The sequence below is a fragment of the Alistipes sp. DJF_B185 genome (assembly GCF_964250025.1).
In the GTDB taxonomy this organism is placed as follows: domain Bacteria; phylum Bacteroidota; class Bacteroidia; order Bacteroidales; family Rikenellaceae; genus Alistipes; species Alistipes finegoldii.
The window spans coordinates 163,529-187,639 of sequence record NZ_CAXUDY010000003.1 but is presented as its reverse complement, the minus strand read 5'-3'; the positions used below and the strand labels follow the sequence as shown (position 1 = coordinate 187,639).

The 24,111-nt window shown below is 60.7% G+C and carries 19 protein-coding genes; 8 read left to right on the top strand and 11 right to left on the bottom strand.

All coding sequences use genetic code 11. The features are described from left to right. Positions 1-12 precede the first annotated feature (12 nt). The 4 genes from ACESTR_RS05930 to ACESTR_RS05915 all read right to left on the bottom strand — a co-directional run bounded on the left by ACESTR_RS05930 (position 13) and on the right by ACESTR_RS05915 (position 4,039). Positions 13-891 (bottom strand): electron transfer flavoprotein subunit beta/FixA family protein, encoded by an 879-nt coding sequence (locus ACESTR_RS05930; protein WP_130062779.1) that lies wholly within the window; start codon positions 889-891, stop codon positions 13-15. 160 nt (positions 892-1,051) lie between these two features. After that, the gene (locus tag ACESTR_RS05925; RefSeq protein WP_130062778.1) at positions 1,052-2,317 is read right to left on the bottom strand and encodes an adenylosuccinate synthase; all 1,266 of its coding nucleotides are present in this window, start codon (positions 2,315-2,317) and stop codon (positions 1,052-1,054) included. A 775-nt stretch (positions 2,318-3,092) separates the two neighbouring features. Next, entirely contained in the window at positions 3,093-3,701 is a 609-nt protein-coding gene (locus tag ACESTR_RS05920) for a leucine-rich repeat domain-containing protein (protein WP_009596616.1), read from the bottom strand. Between the two features lie 5 nt (positions 3,702-3,706). Beyond that, a complete protein-coding gene (locus ACESTR_RS05915; RefSeq protein WP_014776306.1) occupies positions 3,707-4,039 on the bottom strand; it encodes a hypothetical protein in 333 nt (110 codons plus the stop codon). A 139-nt stretch (positions 4,040-4,178) separates the two neighbouring features. Between ACESTR_RS05915 and ligA the strand changes: the two genes are divergently transcribed. From ligA to ACESTR_RS05895, 4 genes are all read left to right on the top strand, one after another. Next, the gene (ligA, locus tag ACESTR_RS05910) at positions 4,179-6,206 is read left to right on the top strand and encodes an NAD-dependent DNA ligase LigA (RefSeq protein ID WP_130062777.1); all 2,028 of its coding nucleotides are present in this window, start codon (positions 4,179-4,181) and stop codon (positions 6,204-6,206) included. 463 nt (positions 6,207-6,669) lie between these two features. Beyond that, positions 6,670-7,560, top strand: coding sequence for a 4-hydroxy-tetrahydrodipicolinate synthase (gene dapA, locus ACESTR_RS05905; RefSeq protein WP_022043680.1), 891 nt, complete (start codon positions 6,670-6,672; stop codon positions 7,558-7,560). A gap of 39 nt (positions 7,561-7,599) precedes the next feature. Then, positions 7,600-8,337 (top strand): DUF4919 domain-containing protein, encoded by a 738-nt coding sequence (locus ACESTR_RS05900; protein ID WP_009596581.1) that lies wholly within the window; start codon positions 7,600-7,602, stop codon positions 8,335-8,337. Then, a complete protein-coding gene (locus ACESTR_RS05895) occupies positions 8,298-9,788 on the top strand; it encodes a clostripain-related cysteine peptidase (RefSeq protein ID WP_373178986.1) in 1,491 nt (496 codons plus the stop codon). The genes ACESTR_RS05900 and ACESTR_RS05895 overlap by 40 nt, the downstream gene beginning before the upstream one ends. Before the next feature lie 37 nt (positions 9,789-9,825). Here the strand turns inward: ACESTR_RS05895 and ACESTR_RS05890 are convergent, their stop codons facing one another. Further along, a complete protein-coding gene (locus tag ACESTR_RS05890; RefSeq protein ID WP_009596563.1) occupies positions 9,826-11,097 on the bottom strand; it encodes a pseudouridine synthase in 1,272 nt (423 codons plus the stop codon). A gap of 177 nt (positions 11,098-11,274) precedes the next feature. On the opposite strand from ACESTR_RS05890, the gene ACESTR_RS05885 reads away from it, so the two are divergent. The 3 genes from ACESTR_RS05885 to ACESTR_RS05875 are packed head-to-tail and all read left to right on the top strand — an operon-like array spanning position 11,275 to position 13,345. Next, positions 11,275-12,600 (top strand): MATE family efflux transporter, encoded by a 1,326-nt coding sequence (locus ACESTR_RS05885; protein WP_278713779.1) that lies wholly within the window; start codon positions 11,275-11,277, stop codon positions 12,598-12,600. 5 nt (positions 12,601-12,605) lie between these two features. Then, a complete protein-coding gene (locus ACESTR_RS05880) occupies positions 12,606-13,139 on the top strand; it encodes an AAA family ATPase (RefSeq protein WP_278713781.1) in 534 nt (177 codons plus the stop codon). Further along, positions 13,118-13,345: an AAA family ATPase gene (locus ACESTR_RS05875; RefSeq protein WP_278713782.1), complete on the top strand. Its 228-nt coding sequence runs from the start codon at positions 13,118-13,120 to the stop codon at positions 13,343-13,345. Before ACESTR_RS05880 ends, ACESTR_RS05875 begins: the two co-directional genes overlap by 22 nt. A gap of 160 nt (positions 13,346-13,505) precedes the next feature. On the opposite strand, the gene ACESTR_RS05870 is transcribed toward ACESTR_RS05875, so the two are convergent. Both ACESTR_RS05870 and gyrA read right to left on the bottom strand, forming a co-directional pair. Next, positions 13,506-14,852 carry a tetratricopeptide repeat protein gene (locus tag ACESTR_RS05870; protein ID WP_373178984.1) on the bottom strand — a complete coding sequence of 449 codons (1,347 nt, stop codon included), beginning with the start codon at positions 14,850-14,852 and terminating at the stop codon, positions 13,506-13,508. 38 nt (positions 14,853-14,890) lie between these two features. Beyond that, positions 14,891-17,446, bottom strand: a complete 2,556-nt coding sequence (gyrA, locus tag ACESTR_RS05865; protein WP_009596570.1) for a DNA gyrase subunit A — start codon at positions 17,444-17,446, stop codon at positions 14,891-14,893. A 350-nt stretch (positions 17,447-17,796) separates the two neighbouring features. Between gyrA and ACESTR_RS05860 the strand changes: the two genes are divergently transcribed. After that, positions 17,797-18,576: a formate/nitrite transporter family protein gene (locus tag ACESTR_RS05860; RefSeq protein WP_039939620.1), complete on the top strand. Its 780-nt coding sequence runs from the start codon at positions 17,797-17,799 to the stop codon at positions 18,574-18,576. Positions 18,577-18,705: 129 nt separating this feature from the next. Here ACESTR_RS05860 and ACESTR_RS05855 read toward each other — a convergent pair whose 3' ends face one another. The 4 genes from ACESTR_RS05855 to ACESTR_RS05840 form a co-directional block, all read right to left on the bottom strand. Further along, positions 18,706-19,413: a hypothetical protein gene (locus ACESTR_RS05855; RefSeq protein ID WP_227042373.1), complete on the bottom strand. Its 708-nt coding sequence runs from the start codon at positions 19,411-19,413 to the stop codon at positions 18,706-18,708. A 275-nt stretch (positions 19,414-19,688) separates the two neighbouring features. After that, entirely contained in the window at positions 19,689-22,655 is a 2,967-nt protein-coding gene (locus tag ACESTR_RS05850) for an FtsK/SpoIIIE family DNA translocase (RefSeq protein WP_227042374.1), read from the bottom strand. A gap of 91 nt (positions 22,656-22,746) precedes the next feature. Further along, complete coding sequence (gene murI, locus ACESTR_RS05845; protein ID WP_009596574.1) at positions 22,747-23,520, bottom strand: glutamate racemase; 774 nt, start codon at positions 23,518-23,520, stop codon at positions 22,747-22,749. Positions 23,521-23,580: 60 nt separating this feature from the next. After that, complete coding sequence (locus ACESTR_RS05840) at positions 23,581-24,105, bottom strand: shikimate kinase (protein ID WP_022044582.1); 525 nt, start codon at positions 24,103-24,105, stop codon at positions 23,581-23,583. Positions 24,106-24,111 lie beyond the last annotated feature (6 nt).

The following is a 24,111-nucleotide window of genomic DNA, read 5'->3' as shown; positions in this document are numbered from 1 at the left end:
ACTTCTGCGGATTTAACCGAGCGTGTGGCTCGCGATAAGTTCGACCATCAGTGAATTGATATCCTCGTCGGAAGCCGTGAGTTTCTTGGCCTCCTTGGCCTGAAACACCACGTTCTCGATCTTCTTGACCTTGGTGGGCGAACCCGCAAGGCCCAGCTGCTGCGGATCGGGATTGACGTCGGCGGCGGCCCACTCGACGATCTGCAGGTACTCCTTGGCGGCGGCGCGCTTGGCGGCCGGCGAGTCGGGAGCTGCGGCGATCTCCGATTTGGCGAGGGCGAATTTGCAGGTCATCACGCGCTTGGCGTTGCGCGGACGGCATTCGGGAGCCGACGCGTTGACCGTAACGACCACCGGAACGGGCGTCTCGACCGTCTCCATGCCGCAGTTCAGGCGGCGTTTGATGACCAGCGAATCCGCTTTGATTTCGGTAATCTCCTCGGCATAGGTCACCTGCGGCAGGCCCAGCTTCTCGGCCACCTGAGGTCCGACCTGCGCCGTATCGCCGTCGATGGCCTGACGGCCCGCGAAGATGATGTCGGGAGCGATCATTTTCAGCGCGCAAGAGAGCGCGTACGACGTGGCGAGGGTGTCCGAACCGGCGAACTCGCGGCCCGTAAGCAGATAGCCGCCGTCGGCCCCGCGGAACATGGCGTCGCGGATAATGTCGGCGGCGCGCTGCGGACCCATCGTAAGGATATGAACCGTGGAGCCTTCGGTGCGGTCTTTCAGCGCGAGCGCCATTTCGAGCGCATTGAGGTCCTCCGGATTGAAGATGGCCGGCAGCGCCGCGCGGTTGACCGTCCCTTCGGGGGTCATCGCATCCTTACCCACATTGCGGGTATCGGGCACCTGCTTGGCCAATACGACAATTTTAAGTGCTTTTTTCATAAGGTTATAGTTACAAAATTAAATCGGTATCATTGTTTCGGACGCCGCGGCAGGCGGAAAACTCCACGCACGGGGCCGCATCTCCGGCCGCAATACGGCATGCGGGATACATTCGGCGCGGCATACGCGGCATGCGACATGCGGCGGCCCAAAGGCTCCCCTACCGGACGATCGTTTCGCCGCGGTCGGGACCGACGGAGATGATCTTCACGGGAACGCCCGTCTCGCGCTCGATGAATTCGACGTACGTCTTGAATGCGGCCGGGAAGTCGTCGTAGCTCTTGCAGTCGCGCAGGTCGCACTTCCAGCCTTCGAACTCGCGGTAGACGGGTTTCAGGTCGTCGCCGATCTCGTAGGGAAAATGCGCGGTGCGCTCGCCGCCGACCTCGTATTCGGTGGCGACCTTGACGGTCTCGAAGTCGTTCATGACGTCGGACTTCATCATGATGAGCTGCGTCACGCCGTTGATCATGATCGAATATTTCAGCGCGACAAGGTCGAGCCAGCCGCAGCGGCGTTCACGGCCCGTAACGGCGCCGTATTCATGGCCGATACTGCGCATCCGGGCGCCCGTTTCGTCGAACAGCTCCGTAGGGAACGGGCCGCCGCCCACGCGCGTACAGTAGGCCTTGAAGATGCCGTAGACCTCGCCGATACGGTTCGGGGCGATGCCCAGACCGACGCAGGCGCCGGCGCAGACGGTATTCGAGGAGGTGACGAACGGATACGATCCGAAGTCCACGTCGAGCAGCGTGCCCTGAGCGCCTTCGGCCAGAATGCTCTTGTCCTGAGCCAGACACCCGTTGACGAAATATTCGCTGTCGATGATGTTGAAACGCTTGAGGTATTCGACGGCCTCGAACCACTTCCGTTCCAGCTCCGCAATATCATATTCATAACCCAGACCGCGCAGAATGCTCTCGTGGCGCGCCTTGGCCCGTGCATAAATCTGCCGGAAATCGGCGCTCAGCACGTCGCCGACGCGCATGCCGTTGCGGCTCACCTTGTCGGTATAGGTCGGACCGATGCCTTTGCCCGTGGTGCCGATCTTGGCGCTGCCCTTGGCCGCTTCGTAAGCCGCATCGAGAATGCGGTGGGTCGGCAGGATCAGGTGGGCTTTCTTCGAAATGCAGAGTTGTTTGGTCAGGTCGTGGCCGCTGGCTGCGAGCGCCTCGGCCTCCTCGCGGAAGAGGACGGCGTCAATGACAACGCCGTTGCCGATGATGTTGGTTTTTCCGCCCTGAAATATGCCCGAAGGAATCGAGCGGAGTACGTATTTCTCGCCGTTGAACTCCAACGTGTGACCGGCATTGGGACCGCCCTGAAAACGGGCGACGACCTCGTAGGCAGGCGTCAGCACATCCACGACTTTTCCCTTGCCCTCGTCACCCCATTGCAGGCCGAGGATAACGTCAACTTTTTTCATTGTATCCGGTTGTATTTTTGTGTGCAAAAGACATTTTTTGCATCCAAAGGTACTAATTATTATCCGAAATACCCAATTCGCCGCGGCGACTTTTCAACAATGTATCAGAAATCGGATGCGAAAAAAACATCCTGCGACGAAAAAACAAAGCACTGTGTGAAATCGGCGGAATAAAATTCGGCGGCTCCGGAGCGGGACGGGCGGATAGGCGGACGGGGCAGGCGGGTAAAGCGGACAGAGCGGACGGAGCGGACGGACACGAATGAGCGGAGAGACGAAGCGCGGACAGGCAGGTGGGCAGGCGGAGCAGACAGAAAGGTCAGAGCAGGAGGACGGGACGAACGGAGCGGATAAAGGAATAGGCGGGAATCAGACAAAGCTGACAGACGGAGAGACGAAGCAGACGGGACAAGACGAATGGGCGGACAGGCGGAGAGACGAACCAAACAGACGGAAAGACGAAACGGCCAAAACGGGCGAAGCGGCCGGATAGGCGGGCAGATGGGCGGGACGGATGGGCGGACGGATGGGCGGACGGATGGGCGGACGGATGGGCGGACGGAGCGGACGGAAAGGCAAGCAGAGCGGACGGACTGCAGAGACCCCGCATCGCCATTCGGAAGATTCGCAAAACGCCGGACTGAATCATGCCGCAGGCGAAGAAAAAAACGACAATCCCGCCCCGGAGAAACCGGACGGGACGGAAGTGGAGGCCGGGAGCGGAAACCGGGAGCAGATCGGACGGGAGCGGATCGGCCCAAAAGACGATGCGGAATCAGCGGACGATTATTTCGGTATGTCCGTCGGCACTGACGCTCTGCGATGCGCGGCAGTAGACGGTCGTGAGCGGAGGATTGCCGCCCGCATCGGCCTTAAGCCGCTCCGAGCAGGGTCGCAGGTCGAGCGTCACGAGCCGGTTGCCGCTGCAGTCGAGCAGACGGAGCGCTCCGGCGGATTTGAGGTCCAGCAGCGTGAGCGCATTGTCCGCGCAGTTCAACTCCAGAAGAGCGCGCAGCCCGTCCAGATCGAGCGAAGCGATGCGGTTACGGCTGCAATCGAGCGTCTGCAACAGCGTACACTTGCGCAAATCAAGCTGCGTGAGGTCGTTGCCGCTGCAGTCGAGCCGTTCGAGCCGCGAGAATTCGCCGATCTCCCACATATGCGCGATGCCGCGGTCAGGGCAGTCCATTTTCAGGACGCGCTGCGCTTCGTAGCGCGAAATGCGTCCGTCGTGGTCGATGTCGAAATGCTCAAGGCAGTAAGCCTCGAATGCGGGATCTGCAAAAGTGATGTATACGCGCTTGTTCTTGTCGTCGCGTTCGTCGTCCACAAGGCCGCAGGCCGCAAGAAGCGCAAACGCGAGGAGAGGAACGAAGCGGGTCATAGGCCTCAGATGTTTACGTCGTCGTCGGAGTCGTCGCCGCCGTCGGAATTGCCGTCGTCCTGAATCTCGTCGGCACCCTTGATCTCGTCGTCGTAGTAGTCCTTGTCGTCGTCCTCCTGCGCATTGTCGTCGATCTTGACGTCGATCTTAACCATGTAGGCGATTTCGTCCGTATCGAAAGGTACGGCATAGAAAAAATCTCCGTTGGGCTTGTCCACGCGCATCATCGCTTCGGTGAACCCCAGCGGGTATTTCTGCTTGACGGCCTCCTGCAGTTCGGGGGCCAGATTATGGAAGCTCGTTACGATATGTTTCTTCGTCGTATTCTGTTTAGCCATAATAATGTTTGGAAATTTTCTGCAATTATAAGCAAAATTTACATATCGCGCCACATACTCAATTTTTTTTTGCATTTTTTTTGAATTTGCAGGTAGTTACGAACAAAATACGTACCTTTACGCACGTTATACTTATATTATGATACGCGAGAGAATCGAAGAGCTGCGGCGGCAGCTTGAGTACCATAACTTCAGATATTACGTCGAAAACGCCCCCGAAATCTCCGACTTCGAATTCGACGCCATGATGCGCGAACTGCAGGATCTGGAGCGCGCGCATCCCGAAATGGCCGATCCCAACTCACCTTCGGTACGCGTCGGAAGCGACATCACCGCGGAGTTCCGAAGCGTGAAGCACCGGTTTCCGATGCTTTCGCTCGGCAACACCTATTCGCCGGACGAGCTGCACGAGTTCATCGAGCGGATCGAGAAGGAGACGGGTCCCACGGAATTCGTCTGCGAGCTGAAGTTCGACGGCACGGCCATATCGCTCACCTACGAGCATGGCCGGCTGCTGCGCGCCGTGACGCGCGGCGACGGCACGCAGGGCGACGACGTGACGGCCAACGTCCGCACGGTGCGGACAGTGCCCCTCAGGCTCAGGGGCGACGACTGGCCCGACTATTTCGAAATACGCGGCGAGATACTGATGCCCTACGCCTCGTTCGACAAGATCAACGCCGAACGCGAGGCGGCCGGGGAGACGCTTTTCGCCAATCCGCGCAACGCCGCGGCCGGAACGCTCAAGCAGCAGGCTTCGGCGGTGGTCGCGCGGCGCGGTCTGGACTGCACGCTCTACCAGCTGGCGGGCGACGACCTGCCCTTCACGAACCATTGGGAGAGTTTGCAGAAGGCACGCGAATGGGGATTCAAGATTTCGGACCAGATGCGCATATGCCGCAGTGCGGAGGAGATAGACGCCTACATCGCCCATTGGGACGAAGCGCGCAGGGAACTCCCCTTCCCCACCGACGGCGTGGTAATCAAGGTAAACGACTTCGGCGTGCGGCGGCAGCTGGGATTCACGGCCAAGGCCCCGAAATGGGCCGTGGCCTACAAGTTCAAGGCCGAGCAGGCTTTGACGCGGTTGGACAGCGTGGCCTTTCAGGTGGGACGCACGGGAGCCATAACGCCCGTGGCCAACCTCGAACCGGTGCTGCTGGCCGGCACGACGGTACGCCGGGCGACGCTGCACAACGCCGAACAGATGGCCCTGCTGGACATACGTCCGGGCGACATGGTATACGTCGAGAAAGGCGGCGAAATCATTCCCAAGATCACGGGCGTGGAGCTTTCGCAGCGGCCGGCAGACAGCAGGCCGTTCGAGTACATCACGGTATGTCCCGAATGCGGCACGCCGCTGGTCAAATACGAAGGCGAGGCGAAGCACTACTGTCCCAATCAGGGCGGATGCCGTCCGCAGATCATCGGACGCATCATCCACTTCATCCGCCGCAAGGCGATGGACATCGAGGGACTGGGCGAAGAGACCGTCGAGCTGCTTTACGAAAACGGGCTGGTGCGCGACGTGGCCGACCTGTACGACCTGCAGGCTCCGCAGCTGGCGTGTCTGCCGCGGCTGGGCGAGAAGTCGGCAGACAACATCATCCGGAGCATCCGGGGATCGGTCGAAGTGCCTTTCAGGCGCGTGCTGTTCGGGCTGGGAATCCGCTTCGTGGGCGAAACCACGGCCAAATACCTCGCGGAACACTTCCGGTCGCTCGACGCGGTGATGAAAGCCACGCGCGAGGAGTTGACCGAAGCCGACGAAGTGGGCGGACGCATCGCCGACGCGATCATCGAATACTTCGCCGACGAGAAGAACCTCGCCATCATCCGCCGCCTGCGCGACGCGGGCGTGAAGTTCGAAGCCGAAGCGCGCGAGCTGGCGTCGGAGTCGCTCGCGGGAAAGAGTTTCGTGATATCGGGCAAGTTCTCGAACCACAGCCGCGACGAGCTGAAAGAGCTGATCGAAATACACGGCGGCAGGAACCTCGCGGCCGTATCGGCGAACGTCGATTACATCGTGGCGGGCGAGAATATGGGTCCGGCGAAGCTCAAGAAAGCCGAGAAGCTGGGCGTGAAGATCATCTCCGAAGAGGATTTTATCGCCATGATCGGCAGCGACGAAATACCCGCCGCAAATGCGGCGGAAAAGCGGACGTAAGGGGGCGCGGAAGGGAGCGCGGCGCACAAGGATGCGGCCGAGCCGAAGCTGTTTTAGCCGGCAGACGCAACCGGATAGGCCGTCCCCGCCGGTACGAAGAAACGGAGGCGGGAACAGAAGAGACGACAGCGGCGGGAACGGAAGATGCCACGGCGGCGGAAGTTGGAAACACGGCAAAGAAGGCAGAAGACGCAATGCCGAAAGAAGGCTAAAACGCAGGGCGGCAAACAAAGACGCGGCGGCAGAAGCAGGAAATACAACAGCGGAAGCAGGAAATGCGGCGGCGGAAGTTGAAAACACAGCAGTGAAGGCAGAAGACGCAATGCCGAAAGAAGGCTAAAACGCAGGGCGGCAAACAAAGATGCGGCGGCGGAAGCAGGAAACGCGGCGGCGGGAACGGCGTAAGCGCCGGATCGCGGAAGACAGCCGCAGGAAAAGAAACTACGAACAAAACCGGAATACGATGATAAGAGAGAAACTGACAGGCGTGGGGGTCGCGATGATAACCCCCTTCACATCGGACGGACGCGTCGATTATCAGGCATTGGCGCGCATGATAGACTACGTAATAGAGGGCGGCGTGGATTACATCGTGGCGCTCGGCACCACGGCCGAAACCCCGACGCTCTACATGCCCGAACGCGCGGTGATCGCCATGTTCATCACCAACCATATCGCAGGCCGCGTGCCGCTGGTGATGGGCTGCGGCGGCAACTCGACGTCGGAGGTGCTGGACCAGCTCCGCGAATTCGACCTGCGGGGCGCGGACGCCATCCTGAGCGTGACGCCCTATTACAACAAACCCTCACAGGAGGGACTTTACCAGCATTTCCGCACCGTATCGGAGCATTCGCCCCTGCCCGTGATACTCTACAACATACCGGGCCGGTCGGGCGTGAACATGACCGCCGAGACCACGCTGCGGCTGGCGCGCGACATGAAGAACGTCATCGGCATCAAGGAGGCGTCGGGCGACATCGAGCAGATGCAGCGCATCCTCGACAACCGCCCCGAAGGGTTTCTGGTGCTGTCGGGCGACGACGGCATGACGCTCGACCTGATGCGCCGCGGCGGCGAAGGCGTGATTTCGGTGGCGGCGAACGTATTTCCCAAACGTTTCATGCAGTGCGTCGGTCATGCCAAGCAGGGCGATTTCGACCGCGCCGAAGAGGAGTACAGGGCGCTCGACGAAGCGGTGCACGCGCTCTTCGAGGAGGGGAATCCCGTGGGTGCGAAATGCGCGCTCTCGATGATGGGCAAAATCGGCCCCACGATGCGGCTGCCGCTGGTCGAGGGTTCGCAGGCGCTGCGCGAAAAGTTCAGCCGGCTGATTGCGGAATACGATTTGCGCTGATTCCGCGTTAGTGTCTAAAATACGGACTAAAACACGGATATGAAAAATTTACTGCTGTTACTGCTTCTGCTTCCGGCGCTGGCCGCGGCGAAGGTTCCCGACGAGGAGGATATTCAGAACAAGACGATGGACGCCGAGTCGCCGTTCTACTATCCGTCGCTGATGATGCGCTACAACGCCGGCGACGAAACGCTGACCGACGAGGATTACCACTACCTCTATTACGGCTACGCCTATCAGGAGAGCTACAAACCGCTGGACTCGAATCCCGATCTGGACAAGCTGCTGTTGATGGCTTCGGGACTCGATCCCGACAAACCGGCCGTCGAGACGCTCGAAGCAATGCTCTACACGGGCGAGGATGCGCTGGCCCGCGATCCGTTCAGCCCCAAGATCCTCAACCTGATGGCCTACGCCCACGGCGCGCTGGGCAACAAACTGCAGGAAAAGATGTACTACAACCGGATGCAGGGCGTCATCCGGGCGATCCGGGAGTCGGGAGACGCGCTGACGCAGAAAACGCCGCGCCATATCCTGATGTTCGACCACGCGCTCGACGTGATGGCCACCGAAGGGCTTTCGTACGACAAGAGCCGCATCATCAGCCGAACGGTGGAGTTCATCCCGCTGACCGTACCCTACACGGTGGAGGGCAAGAAGCGCAAGGGACTCTACTATGACTTCGGACGCATATACTGGAACAAACCCGAAGGTTATACCTATAAACGCGACCGCACATGGCAGTTCAACAATCTCAAACCCCGTACGTACAAATAATCCGGCGCGCATTGTGCCTGCTGCTGGCGCTGGCGGTTTTCACCGGCTGCGAAAAGGAGCGGGAGCCGGCGGAAATAACGAGTTCGCAGGAAGAAGCGGTGCTGCGCAGCACGGCCGGATCGGCAGCGGCGTTCACCGTGACGGCGACCGGACCGTGGACGCTGACCACCACGGGCAGCGGATTCGGCATCTCCCCCACCGCAGGCGGCCGGGGCGAGACGACGGTAACGGTGACGGCGTCGGACGGGAATCCGGGCCGCAGCCGCGTCAAGCTGGGAACGGTCGCGCTGACTCTGAACGCAGGAGGCGCGCAGTGCAGCGTCACCGTGTCGCAAAGTCCGGCGACGGCGACGCAGACCATGCTGCTCTACATGCCGGGACGGGATCTGCTGAAATTCTACAAGCAGAATATCGACGGCGTCCTGAAAGCCGTCGATGCGAACGTTCCGGGCGACGGCCGCGTATTGGTCTGCTATCAGCCCAACGCGCACTCGCAGGCCGAAATGTACGAGGCGTATTTCAACGCCGAAAAGCAGGCGGCCGCATTCGCGCTGCTGAAAAGCTACGACGATTTCGCGGCGGCCGATCCCGCATGCGTACAGCGCATGCTGGCCGACGTGGAGGCGCTCGCCCCGGCGCAGCATTACGGGATCATCGTCGGCTGTCACGGCAAGGCGTGGGTGCCCGCGAATCAGGGAGCGCTCAGCTACTCGGCCCGGATGTCGAAGGAGCTGGAGGATTTATGGACCCCGGCGCCGGGGGCGCTGACGACCCGTTCGTTCGGCGACACGGGGCGGTCGATCGACATTACGGACTTCGCGGCGGCGGTCAAGGCCCAGAATTACAGGACCGACTACCTGCTTTTCGACGCCTGCTTCATGGCCAATATCGAGACGCTTTACGACCTGCGCGAATGCACGGACTACGTGATTGCCGCGCCCTGCGAAATCATGGGAGAGGGATTCCCCTACGAGCGGGCGATGCCGTGGTTCTTCACCGACGGCGGCAAAACCCGCGATCTGACAAAGGTGTGCGAAGCGTTCTGGAACTTCTACATGAACGACGCGACGACCCAATCGGGCTGCATTTCGCTGGCCGTGATGTCGGAAATGGAGGGTATGAAGGAGGTCATGTGGCGCATCAACGCAGCGCCGAAAAAGTCTTATGCCGAGGAACTGCAAAGCTACGAGGGAATGTCTTCGCACATATTCTACGATCTGGGCCACTGGGTCGAACTGGCCTGCGGCGACGCGGGGCTGAAAGAGGATTTCAAAGCGCAGCTGGACAAGGCGTTTCCCAAAGCCGCACGGCTCAGCACACCGGGATTCTACTCGGCGTACAACGGCCGGATGAACCCCGTCGCCTACTATTCGGGAGTGTCGTTCAGCGAACCGTCGGACAAATACGTCGAGGAGAACAAGCAGACGAGCTGGTACCGGGACACGCATTGAATGAAAAAGGGTGATTCTTGCGAATCACCCTTTTCCGTTATTCGTACTGGCCGGACTTGAGCCGTTCGACCTCCTCGCGGGAGAGGAAACGCCATGCACCGCGCTTGAGGTTCTTTTTCGTCAGACCCGCATAATAGACGCGGTCGAGCTTGGTGACGGTATAGCCGAGGAACTCGAAAATACGGCGCACGATGCGGTTGCGGCCCGAATGGATCTCGATGCCGACCTCCTGCTTGTTGTCCTTGACATAGGAGATCTCATCGGCGAAAATCTCGCCGTCTTCGAGCGTAATGCCCTCAGCGATGCGGTCCATGTCGGCGCGCGTCAGGGGTTTGTCGAGCGACACCTGATAGATTTTCTTCTTCCGGAAGGCCGGATGCGTGAGCTGCTTGGTCAAATCGCCGTCGTTGGTGAACAGCAGCAGTCCGAGACTGTTCTTGTCGAGACGCCCCACCGGGTAGATGCGTTCCGTGCAGGCGCCCTGCACCAGCTCCATGACGGTTTTGCCCGCATGCGGATCGTCGAGCGAAGTCACATAGCCCTTGGGCTTGTTGAGCACAAGATAGACCTTCTTTTCGCCCTGCACACGGCTGTCGTTGAATTTCACCTCGTCGGTGGGCAGCACCTTGGTGCCCAGCTGGGTGACGATCTGACCGTTGACGGTCACCAGACCCGCCGTGATGAAATCGTCGGCCTCGCGGCGCGAGCAGAGTCCCGACTGGGCCAGAAAGCGGTTCAGGCGCATTTCGCCGATCTGCTTTTCGGGCGTGAACTTCGGATAGGAAGCCGGCTTGTCGTCGTGCTTCCGGAATCCGGGCTTATAGGGTTTGTCGCCGAACCTGCGGTCACCGGACTTTTTGTCTGCGAACCGACGGTCGCCGGCGGGCTTGTCGCCGGATTTACGTTCGCCGTAGGGTTTGTCGCCGAACTTGCGGTCGCCGAATTTCTTGGGTCCCCGGTTGTCGCCGTAGGCGGGTTTTTCGCCGCGGGGCTTATCGCCGAACGAGCGGCGCGGTTTGTCGCCGTCGCGGTAACGTTCGTCCGAACGGGCGCGGTCGCCCTGCCGTTCGTCGCCGAAACTGCGGCGCGGTTTGTCGAATGCAGGACGGTTGTCCTCCGTAAAGTGGGGATTGTACGACGCCCGCTTGACGGGCTTGCGGTCATCGGACGGCTGCTCCGAATCGGCAGCATCACGCTGCAAACGCGGGCGACGCTCGACACGCTCCGCCGTAGCGGTCACGGTACGCTGACGCTTGTCGCGTCCGAAACGCGTAAGCACCGAGGTCGAGTCGTTTTTAAAGTCTTTCATAATCAGTTTGAATGTTTACGCGGCAAAGTTAATCGAATTTTCCGGATAAAAGCATATTGCGTGCCCGATTCGGAGATAAAAGCCGCAGGCCGTTACAAATTCGCCGCTTTTGCGTTATCTTTGCGTCCATAAACAATGCCCGGCGTCGTTTGCCGGGTATTTCCCCCGTCGCTTTCCATGAACATGAACCGTGAAATACTGCGCATTGCGCTCCCCAATATCGTCTCGAACATCACCGTGCCGCTCATGGGCATCGTCTCGACGGCGATCGCCGGGCACTGGGGTTCGGATACGGCCGCAACGATCGGCGCGCTGGCCATCGGCGTGTCGATCTTCAACTTCATCTACTGGAACTGCTCGTTCGTGCGCATGGGGACCAGCGGACTGACGGCGCAGGCATTCGGCGCGGGCAACTTCCGCGAATGCACCAACATGCTGGTCCGGGCGCTGCTCGTGGCCGGAGGAATGGGCCTGCTGATGTTGCTGCTGCAATACCCGCTGGGCGAGCTGGCCCTGTGGGGACTCAACGGCAACGACATGACGCGCGAGTACTTCTACGCCCGCATCTGGGCCGTGCCGGCGGGGATTCTGCTGTTCGGCTTCAACGGCTGGTTTACGGGAATGCAGAACGCGCTGATACCGATGTTCACGGCCATCACGGTCAACGTGGTCCATGTGCTGTGCAGCCTCTGGTTCGCATTCGGACTGGACATGGGGATCGTCGGCATCGCCTACGCCTCGGTAATCGCGCAGTGGACGGGCGTGGCCCTCTCCGCCCTGCTGCTCTTCGCATGCTACCGCAGGATACTGACCGGAATCGACTGGGCGGAGGTGGTGAACCTGAAACCGCTCAGGACCTTCTTCATCGTAAACCGCGACATCATGCTGCGCACGTTCTGCATCGTGGCCGTCTACACCTTCTTCACAGGGGCGTCGGCCCGCATGGACGAACCGGCGCTGCTGGCCGTCAACACGCTGCTGCTGCAGTTGTTTACGCTCTTCTCGTACATGAACGACGGATTCGCATACGCCGCCGAAGCCCTGACGGGCCGATTCATCGGCGCGCGCGACGAAGGGGCGCTGCGCGACTGCCTGCGCCGCTGCATCGCGTGGGGCACGGCCGTGTCGGTGCTGTTCGTCGGCATCTATATCGGCTGGTGGCGCGAACTGGTGGGGCTGTTCGTGGACAGCACGGCGCCCAATGCCGCGACGATCGTGGAGCTGGCGGGAGAGTATATCGTATGGATCATCCTGATTCCGGTCGCCAGCGCCATGCCCTTCATCATGGACGGCATCATGGTCGGAGCGACCGAGACGCGCGTCATGCGCAACTCGATGTTCTGGGCCACGGCGGCCTATTTCGGCATCTTCTACGTCGGCTACGCGATAATCGGCAACAACGCGCTCTGGCTGGCATTCACGCTCTACATGTTCCTGCGCGGGGTGCTCCAATACTTCATGACGCACCGCCTGCGGTCGATCTATGTGAAAGCGACAGCCTGACCGCCATGGAACTGACCCCTGATTCGCTCTACATCAAATACGTCCGCCTGAAAGAGGAGGACGAAACGCCGCAGACCTATCCGTACACCGTTCCGGCGCTGGCCAACTTCCGGCGGCTGGAATTCCGCAGGCCCGTGACCTTCATCATGGGCGAGAACGGTATGGGGAAATCGACGCTGCTCGAAGCCATAGCCGTCAAGGCGGGATTCAATCCCGAAGGAGGGTCCAAGAACTTCCGGTTCACGACGCGCGCCAGCCATTCGGGCCTTTACGAACATATCGTTCTGGGACGCGGACTCCAGCCGCGCGACGGCTATTTCCTGCGGGCGGAGAGTTTCTACAACGTGGCGACGGAAATCGAAAACGTCGCCGACGGCGTACTGAAATATTACGGCGACAAGTCGCTGCACCAGCAGTCGCACGGCGAAAGTTTTCTGGCGCTGCTCGGACACCGGCTCTTCGGACACGGACTTTATATTTCGACGAGCCGGAAGCCGCACTGTCGCCCTCGCGCCAGATGTACATGCTGTGCCGGATGAAGCAGCTGGCCGAGCAGGGGTCGCAGTTCATCATCAGCACCCACTCGCCGATCGTCATGTCCTACCCCGGCGCCGAGATATACGAAATCACGGACCGCGGGCTGGAACCGACCGAGCTGGAGGCGACCTCCCACTTCCAGCTGATGAAGCGTTTTATCCTCGACCGCCGGGGAATACTGCGGCAGATGGAGCTGGAGAAGGAATAGCCCTCGAACTGAGTTCGAGGGCTATTCCTTATTCGGAGTGCGCACCGGACATAGCATCGGATAAAGCGCCGGACAAAAGAGCGCAAACAAAAACCACCCGGCTCCTGCGAGCCGGGTGGTTCTATATTGCCGGAGGGCTGTCCCGCCCGTTATGCGGCGGTTATTCGCCCTTGGCGGCTTTCCAGAGCGGGAAGTATTTGTCGTACTTCTCCTGAATGCCGGGTTCGTCGCGCAGACGGAAGCAGAGCTGTTTGAGCATGTCGAGCGTATTGAAGTCGTCGGCTTTCAGCTCGTGGGCCTTCTCGAACCACGGAATAGCCTCCATATAGACCGCATTGGCGGCTTTCAGGTCGGCATCGTAAGCGGCCTGACTGCTGTACTGCTTCTCGTTCATCACCTTGTTCATCTCGTCGGCCTTGATCGTGTAGAACACGCCCAGATAGTAGTTGCCTTCGAAGAGTTCGGGTTTCAGTTCGACGACCTTTTGGAACGATGCGATGCTTTCGTCGTACTGCTTCAGCGCGAAGAAGATACGGCCGCGGCCGAACCAAAGATCCACATTCTCCGGATTGCTCTCGATAGCCGCGTCGATCAGCGCCACCAAGTCGGCGGGGTCGCCCACCGAATCCTCAGGATTGGTATAGAGCTGCACCAGACCGTCGAGAATACGCTCGTTCTTCGGGAACTTCTTGATACCGGCGACCAGCGCATCCTTGGCTTTCAGGACATTGGCCTTGTCGGCGTCCTTCTGGCCGTAGTAGCAGTGGAAAAGGTAGTAGTAGATATTGCCTTCCTCGTCGTTATAACCCAGATCGAGCGCCTTGTTCAGGTAATCGGCACCGATGACGTACGATGCAGGGTTCGCAGCGCCGTCCACCGTGCGCAGATAACCCGCATAGTAGAGCAGCGCGGGTTCGGGATTGCCGTGAGCGGGGCTGGACTGGGCTTCGAAAGCCAGTGCATAGGCGTCGGCGGCATCGGCGTAATTGCCGGTGTCGATACCCGTGTTGCCCACCTGCGAGCAGAAGTCGCTGATCTGCTTGAGACCCTCCTTGACCTTATCGGCCGTCTTGGGGTCCATTTCATAAGCCTTGTTGTAGGCTTCGATAGCCTTGGCGGGAGCGTCTTCAATCACCCACTGCGTCTGGCTCCAAGTCGCGATCTTGCCGTCCTTGATATATGCCGTGAACCAAGGATAGACCCAAGCCTCGTAGGGAACGTTGACGAGCGTCACCGATTCGGTCGAGGCGGGTTCGCCGACGGCCAGCTTGAGCATCGCGGCGTCCATATTGACGAAAAGGTTCTTCGTCGGTTCGATAGCCGCTTCGTAGAAGGCTTTGCCGCGGTTGATCCACGTCGCAGCCTTGGCGCCCTTCTTCGCATCGGCGATGTCGGCGTCGCTCTTCTCGATCTTGGATACAAGCGCCGACTTGTTTACTTTCTGGGCCTGAACGGCAGTAACTGCTACGAGAGCCACCGCAAGGACCGTCAAAAATACTTTTTTCATAACAGATTGAATTTTAATGTTTTAAAGTCATTTCTTCGTTACTCCTCCGCCGGACGGTCCGCTTCGGGAGTGGCGTCATTCCCGGTTGCAGCGACCTCTGCGGATTGTACTTCTTCGTCTTCATCGCCCGCTGCCGGTACGGCCATCACCGAAGCAATGGCGTCGCCCTCGCGCAGGTTGATGATACGCACGCCCTGCGTCGCGCGGCCCGCAAGGCGGATCTGCGACACTGCCGTACGTATGGTAAGTCCCGAACGGTTGATAATCATCAGGTCGTTGTCGTCCGTAACGGCCTGAATGGAGATAAGTTTGCCGGTTTTCTCCGTTACATTGATCGTCTTCACACCCTTGCCGCCGCGGTTGGTGATGCGGTATTCGTCCAGATCGGTACGCTTGCCGTAACCGTTCTCGCTCAGCACCAGTACGTCCTGCTTCGAATCGGGTTCGACACATATCATGCCGACCACTTCGTCGCTCTCCTCGATCGAGATGCCGCGGACACCCGCACCGACACGTCCGATAGGACGCACCGTGCTCTCGTTGAAGCGGATGGCCTTGCCGTCGCGGGCCGCGATCATCACCTCGGCCTGACCGCTGGTGAGCTTGGCCTCGATCAGCTGGTCGCCTTCGCGGATGACGATGGCGTTCACGCCGTTCTGACGCGGACGCGAGTAGGCTTCGAGTTTGGTCTTCTTGATCGTACCGTCCTTGGTACACATGATGATGAAGTTGTTGTTGACGTACTCCTCGTCGTTCAGACGCTTGACGTTGATGTAGGCGCGGACCTTGTCGTCGGGTTCGATCTGGATGACGTTCTGGATGGCACGGCCCTTCGAAGAGCGGGCGCCTTCCGGAATCTCGTACACCTTGAGCCAGAAGCAGCGGCCCTTCTCCGTGAAGAAGAGCATCGTATTGTGCATTGAGGCCACGTAGATATGTTCGATGAAGTCTTCGTCGCGCGTGGCGCTGCCCTTGGCGCCGACGCCGCCGCGGTTCTGCGTGCGGTACTCGGCAAGCGGCGTACGCTTGATATAGCCCATGTGCGAAATGGTGATGACCATGTCGTCGTCGGCGTAAAAGTCTTCGGGGTTGAACTCCTCGGAAGAGTAAACGATCTCCGAGCGGCGTTCGTCGCCGTATTTCTCCTTGATTTCGAGCAGCTCGTCCTTGATGATCTGCATCTGCATGCCGACGTTTTCGAGCACCTCCTTGAGGTAGGCGATCTGCTTGGTAAGTTCGTCGCGCTCGGCGATCAGCTTGCCGTATTCGAGTCCGGTCAGGGCGCGCAGGCGCATCTCGATAATGGCGGAAGCCTGAATGTCGCTCAGGTTGAAGCGCTCGATCATCGTCTGCTTGGCGGCGTCGGGCGTCTGCGACGAACGGATGATGTGCACGATCTCGTCGATGTTGTCCTGCGCGATCAGCAGACCCTGCACGATATGCAGGCGTTCCTCGGCCTTCTTCAGGTCGAAGCGCGCACGGCGCACCACCACGTCGTGGCGGTGATCGACGAAATGCTTGACCAGATCGCGCATCGGCAGCATCTGGGGACGGCCGTTCACCAGCGCGATATTGTTCACTGCAAACGAAGTCTGCAGCGGCGTATTCTTGAAGAGCGTGTTCAGCACGACGCTGGCGACGGCGTCGTGTTTGAGAATGATGATGATGCGAAGGCCGTTGCGGTCCGATTCGTCGTTGATGTAGGAGATGCCCTCGATCTTCTTCTCGTTGATCATGTCGGCGATCTTCTTGATCATCTCGGCCTTGTTGATCATGTAGGGAATCTCGGTGATGACGATGCACTCGCGGCCGCTGGGGGTATGTTCGATATCGGTCTTGGCGCGCATCATAACGCGGCCGCGGCCCGTAAGCATCGCCTCGCGGACACCCTCGTAGCCGTAGATGATACCTCCCGTCGGGAAGTCGGGGCCCTTGATATACTGCAGCATCTCCTCGCCCGTGATTTCGGGATTGTCGATATAGGCGCAGCAGGCGTCTACGACCTCGCTCAGGTTGTGCGGGGCCATGTTGGTGGCCATGCCGACGGCGATACCGCTCGCGCCGTTGACGATCAGCAGCGGAATCTTGGTGGGAAGCACCGTGGGTTCGGGAATCGTATCGTCGAAGTTGAGCGTCCAGTCCACGGTCTCCTTGTCGATGTCGGCCATCACCTCGTCGGTGATCTTCTTCATGCGGGCCTCGGTGTAACGCATGGCCGCAGGCGAGTCGCCGTCCATAGAACCGAAGTTACCCTGACCGTCGACCAGCGGATAACGCATCGACCAGTCCTGAGCCAGACGCACCATGGCGTCGTAGACCGACGTATCGCCGTGGGGGTGGAACTTACCGAGCACGTCGCCGACGATACGGGCCGACTTACGGGTGGGCTTATCGGAGTAGAGGTTGAGCTCCGCACTCATATCGTAGAGGATGCGGCGGTGTACGGGCTTCATGCCGTCGCGCACATCGGGAAGCGCGCGCGACACGATGACCGACATCGAATAGTCGATGTACGCCGACTTCATCTGCTCTTCGATATTGATAGGAATGATACGTCCTACCAAACCGGCATTCTTTTCTTCTTCAGTTAGCATCTTGTCTCTTGAAATTACGGTCTTTTAACGAACAAAAATACGATTTATTTCCGATCTGAGCAACTTTAGGGCGATAAATCTGACGCCGGCGCACAAGATTTCCGGACCGGCACCCCGTTTTTGCCCCTTTTCCGCCGATCTGACGGCCTGAAAAAAATCTCCCGACGAGGTGTCGGGAGAAAACGAGCCTGTTTGCAGCCGGGCGAGAGCCGGCGGCCGCGGCCGGGTGGGGGCGCATGCGTTTTCAGACGCCGGAGAAAAAGTCGGAAAAAACGATTTCCGGGAAGCACGCCCCGCTTTTTTGCCGTTTCGGGAGGATTTTTTACCTTTGCGGCTTCGACCCGAATTTTATGACCCGAATCAATACCCCCAAAGAGGTCCTCGCGCTGGCCGGAAGCTCCGCGGCGGACAAACTGCAAAATACGGCCGGCAAGACCCTCATACTCGCATTTCTGGCCGGCGCATACATCGCCATAGGCGGCCTGTTCTCGCTGATGGCGGGATTCGGGTTCCCCGGAGCGGCCGAAGCGCCCGGATTCCAGCGCCTGCTGTCGGGCGCGGTATTCCCGCTGGGGCTTATACTGGTGGTATTCACCGGAGCCGAGCTGTTCACGGGCAACAACGCCGTACTGATGCCGGGGGCGCTCGCCCGCCGGTACGGCTGGGGCAAAGTAGCGCGCAACTGGACGCTCGTGTGGATGGGGAATTTCGCAGGGGCGCTCTTCTTCACCTATTTTATGGTGGTTCTGCCCGGCGTGCTGTCGTCGGAAATGTGGCGGGAAGCGGCCTGCAATATTGCGCAGGCGAAGGTATCGCTGCCGTGGAGCACGGTTTTCCTGCGCGGCGTGGGCGCCAACTGGCTGGTATGTCTGGCCGTATGGCTCGGAATGAGCGCCAACGACGTGCCGGGACGTATGCTGGGGCTGTTTTTCCCGATCATGTGCTTCGTGGTGATCGGCTACGAACACTGCATCGCCAACATGTTCTTCATCCCGCTGGGCATGCTGCTCGGCGCACCGGTATCGGCGGCGGAGCTGTTCGCCGGCAATCTGGTTCCGGCCACGCTCGGCAACATCGTGGGCGGCGGGCTCTTCGTGGGCGGTCTGTACTGGTATCTCAACCGGAAATAAGCGGCAGGAAATTCACGCGGCAGCAGGGACGCGGCAGTCCGGCGCGCAATCCGGGGCATGAGCCGTCACATAACGCACACCGTCCGTATCCACGGAAAGTATCCGCCGGAGTATATCCGCGCAGGCGTATCAGCGGAAGTCGATAAATTCGTAACCTTTGTAGTCCCCTTTGGAGAAAGCTTTGAGCGGTGTGTCGAGCGGCGCGACGCCGAGAACGGCGATGCCGACCTGCTCGCCGTCGTAATCGTAGCGGAGCGATTCGGGGCGCATCGCGGCGGTATCGACCGTAACGAGAATCTCCCCGGCGGGCGAGGCGTCCGCCGAAGTCGGGGTCAGCCGCACGACGGCCCGGCCCTCCGCATCGCTCACCAGCGAGGGGGCATACTGGGTGCCGATGAAGTCGAAGGCATGGGCGGGGTTGCTGAGCAGATTACGGCTTGAAGTATCCACGTCGTCGATGGTCACTTCGCGGCGGCGGTTGTCGATCTCGTAGCGGATTTTGCCGTCGCAGTAGACCTCCGCCTCCCCCACCGCGATATAGTAGTTTTCACCCTCGACGGCATAACGGCCGCGGGTGGTGTATTCGTCCGAGCTGACCTCGAACGCCACTCCGTAAGCACCCAGCGCACGGAATCCCGCAGCCAGTTTTTCGAGAATCTCAGCGGCCCGTCCGTCGGCAGAAGGCGCAAGGGCGGCAACCGCCGCGGAGGCTGCGGGAGATGCAGCAGCAGCCGGAACGCCGGAACGGAAGAAATCACCTGCGGCCGCAGGAACAGCGGATACGGTGGTTTCCGGGAAAACCGCACGAAGACCCGACACGGCAGTTTCGGCAGACACTGAGGAAACAGCGGACATGGAAGTTTCGGCTGACGCAGAGAAAGCAGCGGATGCGGCGGTTTCGGCTGACACCGAGGAAACAGCAGACGCAACAGCTTCGGCTGACGCTGAGGAAACAGCGGACACGGCGGTTTCGGCTGACGCTGAAGAAACAGCCGACGCGGCGGCGGTTTCGGTTACGGCGAGGGTTTCGGAAAGCATCCCGCGGGCGGCGGCCGTCCGGGCCGCTGACAGCAGCACTATTGCGAATAAAAGTCGTTTCATGGGCGTAAGCATCAGAATAAACCGAGGTCCTGCAGTTTGGCTTCGAGCGACGGCAGGTCGTGGAACAGAATGTCGCGCGGCTTGGCCCCCTGCTGGCGGCCGACGATGCCGGCGCGTTCGAGCTGCGTCATGATGCGACCGGCGCGGTTGAAGCCGACTTCGTAGTTGCGCTGGATCATCGAGGTCGAGATATTGCCGCCCGAAACTGCGTCGCGGGCGATCTCGGCGAAGAGCGAGTCGTATTTCACCGGAGCGGACTCCTCGCTGCCCTGACTGCTGCCGCCGCCGTCCGCATCGGGAGTATAGTCGGGCAGCGGGTAGGCTTCGGTATAGCCCTGCTGGCGGGAGATGTAATCGACGACGCGCTCCACCTCCTTGGTCTCGACCAGCGCACACTGGATACGGGTCAGCTCGCCGTCCTTCGAGAAGAGCATGTCGCCGCGCCCGATCAGCTGGTTGGCGCCCGGCTGGTCGATGATCGTGCGCGAGTCGATCATCTGCATCACGCGGAAGGCGATACGGGCCGGGAAGTTGGCCTTGATACCGCCCGTGATGACCTTCACGTCGGGGCGCTGCGTGGCGATGATCAGGTGGATGCCGATGGCGCGGGCTTTCTGCGCCAGACGCATCACGGGTCCCTCGACCTCGCGGGCGGTCATGATCAGGTCGGCGAACTCATCGACGACGACGACGATATAAGGCAGGTAACGGTGGCCGTTATGCGGATTGAGCCGCCGGGAAGTGAATTTCTCGTTGTATTCGGCAATATTGCGCGCCCCGGCCTTCTTACAGAGTTCCAGACGGTTGTCCATCTCCGTACAGAGCGAGTTGAGCGCATAGACCGCCTTACGGGGATCGGTGACGATCGCATCGTCCTCCGACTCCATCTTGGCGAGGAAATGCCGTTCGATCTTGGCGTAGAGCGAGAATTCGACCATCTTGGGGTCGATCATCACGAACTTCAGCTGCGCGGGGTGTTTGCGGTAGAGCAGCGAGGTGATGATCGCATTGAGTCCCACCGACTTACCCTGCCCCGTGGCACCCGCGACCAGCAGGTGCGGCATCTTGGCCAGATCGAAGACGTAGTTTTCGTTCTGGATCGTGCGGCCGATCACCACCGGAAGCTCGGCCTTCGACTCCTGAAAACGCAGCGAACGCACGGCGGAGTACATCGACACCACCTGCTTGTCGCGGTTGGGGACCTCGATGCCGATGGTTCCCTTGCCGGGAATGGGCGCGATGATGCGGATACCCAGCGCCTTAAGGCTCTGGGCTATGTCGTTTTCGAGACTCTGGATCTTCGAAATCTTGACGCCCTGCGCCTGCACGATCTCATAGAGCGTGACCGTGGGACCGACGGTGGCCTTGATGCGCTGGATCGGAATGCCGAAATTCTTGAGCGTCTCCTCGATGCGGGTCTTGTTGTCGAAAATCTCCTCGTCGCTAACTTCCGAATCGGACTGGTAGTCCTCCAGAAGCGTCACGGGCGGCTTGCTGTAGTTCACGAGGTCCTTCAGCGGATCGTAGCTCTCGGTCGTGATCGCCCGTTCGTCGACCATGCGGGCCTCGTTGGCTTCGACCGTAACGACGACGCCTTCGGCACCGGCCGAACCCGCGGAAACAGATGCGTCGGCGGGTGCGGATTCATATTCGGGCGCGGAGCCAGCTCCATGCGCAGGCGCATCTCCGGATGCGGAAGCAGAGTGGGAAGCAGAACCGGAAAGGGATTCGGAGCCGGAAAGGGATTCGGAGCCGGAAAGGGATTCAGCAGCGGCTCCGGCGAAAGTCTCCGGGGAAGATGCGCCGGCATCTCCGCCTACGGTAAGTTCGGTGAACGGGCCGTCGGAAACGGGCATATTGCGGACCGGAGTTCCGGCGGAGGGTGCGGCCGAGGGTGTCGAGGGACGCTCCAGCTCGACGAGTCCGCCGGGGCCGAGCACCAGCCGCCCTTCGGGACGCGAGAGGTCCACTTCGATAAATTCGCCGTCCTCGTCGGTCTTTACCGCGGATTCCGCTTCGCGGGCGGGTTCCGAGCCGACGGGGGTGCCGTCGGACGAGGTTTCGACGAAGGGATCGTCCTCTTCGCCGCGGACGATCTGCGTCGCGGCTGCTTCCGGCTCACGGGCGGGACGTACGATTTCGGGGTCCGGCGTACGTGCGGCGCGCGGCGTTTCAGGCTCCGGTACGCGCACGGCGCGCGGCATTTCGGGTTCGGCGGCACGCTCCGTTCCGGCTGCCTCGGCGGCATCCGGCGCGGCCGGCGTCGCGGCAGCAGAAACGGCCCCGTCGGCTTCTTCGGCGTGGAGGTGTCCCGGAACGACCTTATGCTTGACGATCTCGACGATCCGGCCGCTCTTGTCCACCATGACGTTGCCCGCACGATTGACCTTGTTGATGAAATTGCGGTTGATGAAGACGCCCGTCAGTATCCAGCAGCCCACGAGCAGGATAAGCGTGCCGAAGACGCCGATATGCGTGTGCAGCAGGGCGCCGGTCTCGATGCCGAAAGCGCCGCCCCACCCCGTCGAGCTGCAAAGGCTCCACTTGTCGCCGAAGGCGAAGCCCAGCGTCAGCGAACCGAGGATCATGATCAGGAAGAGCGAGAGAATCGAATGGTTGAACAGCAGCGGACGCTGGCGGATGATCCGCACGCCGACGAGAATGATCATCGTCGGAATCAGGATGCCGAAGACGCCGAACGAATTATCGACCAGCAGGCGTCCCAGCTTCGCGCCCGCCCAGCCGCAGAGGTTCTCCGGCTCGACGCCCAGCGTCAGCCGCTCCTCAGGCGAGAGTTGCAGGCCGCTCTGGTCGGCGGCCCAGCTGAAGAACGAAAACAGCACGGACGACGCGGCGAACACGCCGACGAACAGCAGCAAAAGGCCCGCGATCCAGCGGGCGCTGTCGCTGTTGGAGCGTTCGATGCGCTGACGTCCGTTTTTAGAAGCAGTTGTATTTGTCGTATTTTTAGATGCCATTTCGTGTTACGCTTGATTTTATCAAGCGAAGTTACGCATTTTTTTCGACATTCGGGGTATCAGGGGGAATTTTATTGAATCCCGCGCCCGCTCAGAGCGACTCCGCGGCCTTATGTTCCAGACGCAGGCGGTAGCTTTCGCCGGCGAAGGTGCGGAACGTATAGGACGGGACATGGTCCGGGGCGGCGTGCAGGCCGTACTGGTCGAGCAGCTGGACGACGCGGCGGGCGACGGCGGGCGACGGATCGACGATTTCGACGCCGCGGCCCGCGACGACGCGTTCCAGCACGGGAAGCAGGAAGGGATAGTGCGTGCATCCCAGCACGATCTGGTCGGCGCCGTGTTCCAGCATCACCGCGACGGCGTCGCGGACGGCCTGCTCGGCTTCGGGCGTCGATTCGCGGTCGCTCTCGACCAGTTCGACGAAACCGCGGCCGGGGGCGGTGATGAGTTCGACGCCGCTGCCGTATTTGGCCGCCGTGCGGCGGAAAAGTTCGCCGTCGAGACTCCGCTCGGTGGCCAGCACCCCGACCACCCCGCTGCGGGTATTCAGGCAGGCGGGTTTCACGGCCGGCTCCATGCCCACGATCGGCATCGGGGCGTATTTCTCCCTCAGGAAGTCGATTGCGGCGGCCGTGGCGGTATTGCAGGCCACGACGACCATCTTGCACCCCTGCGCAACAAGGCTGGCAACGGCTTCGTCGGCGAGCCGCCGCACCTCTTCGCGGGGGCGCGATCCGTAGGGGCAGTTTTTGCCGTCGCCCAGATAGACGAGCGATTCGGAGGGCAGCATGCGCCGCACCTCGCGCCAGACGGTCAGTCCGCCCAGCCCCGAATCGTAAACACCTATGGGAGCATCGTTCATTCGTTTCTGTGTATTTGTCACTCCGTCCGCTTCGGGGAAAGCAACCGCCGCGGAGGAAGGTTATTCGTTCTGCATCGTGTGTCGAAGGATCGTTTCGACCACCTCGTCGTCGGACAGCTCGCCGCAATCGACGATCAGCTGCGCCTGCGCGTAAAACGGTTCGCGCGCAGCCATGTCACGGCTCATGAACTCGACCAGTTCGGCGTCGTCCAGCCCTCGCAGGCGGGGACGCTTCTGCCGTCCGTAAGGGCTCAGCCGCCGGGCAATCTGCTCCGCCTCGCGGCGCAGGTAGACCGTAAATCCCGCAGCGTTCATGCGGGCCATGTTGTCGCGCCAGACGGGAAGTCCTCCGCCCGTGGAGACCACGGCGGCGGTTCCGGCGAGCGTCTGTTCCAGCACTTCGCGCTCCACCTCGCGGAAACGCTCCTCCCCTTCGTAACGGAAAACATCGGCCACTGAAGCCCCCTCGCGCCGTTCGATCAGCGCGTCGGTGTCGGCGAACTCCGCACCCAGACGGCGTGCGAGCCTGCGTCCGAGGGTGCTCTTGCCGCACCCCATGTAACCGATCAGAAAAAGAGGTTTCATCGCCGG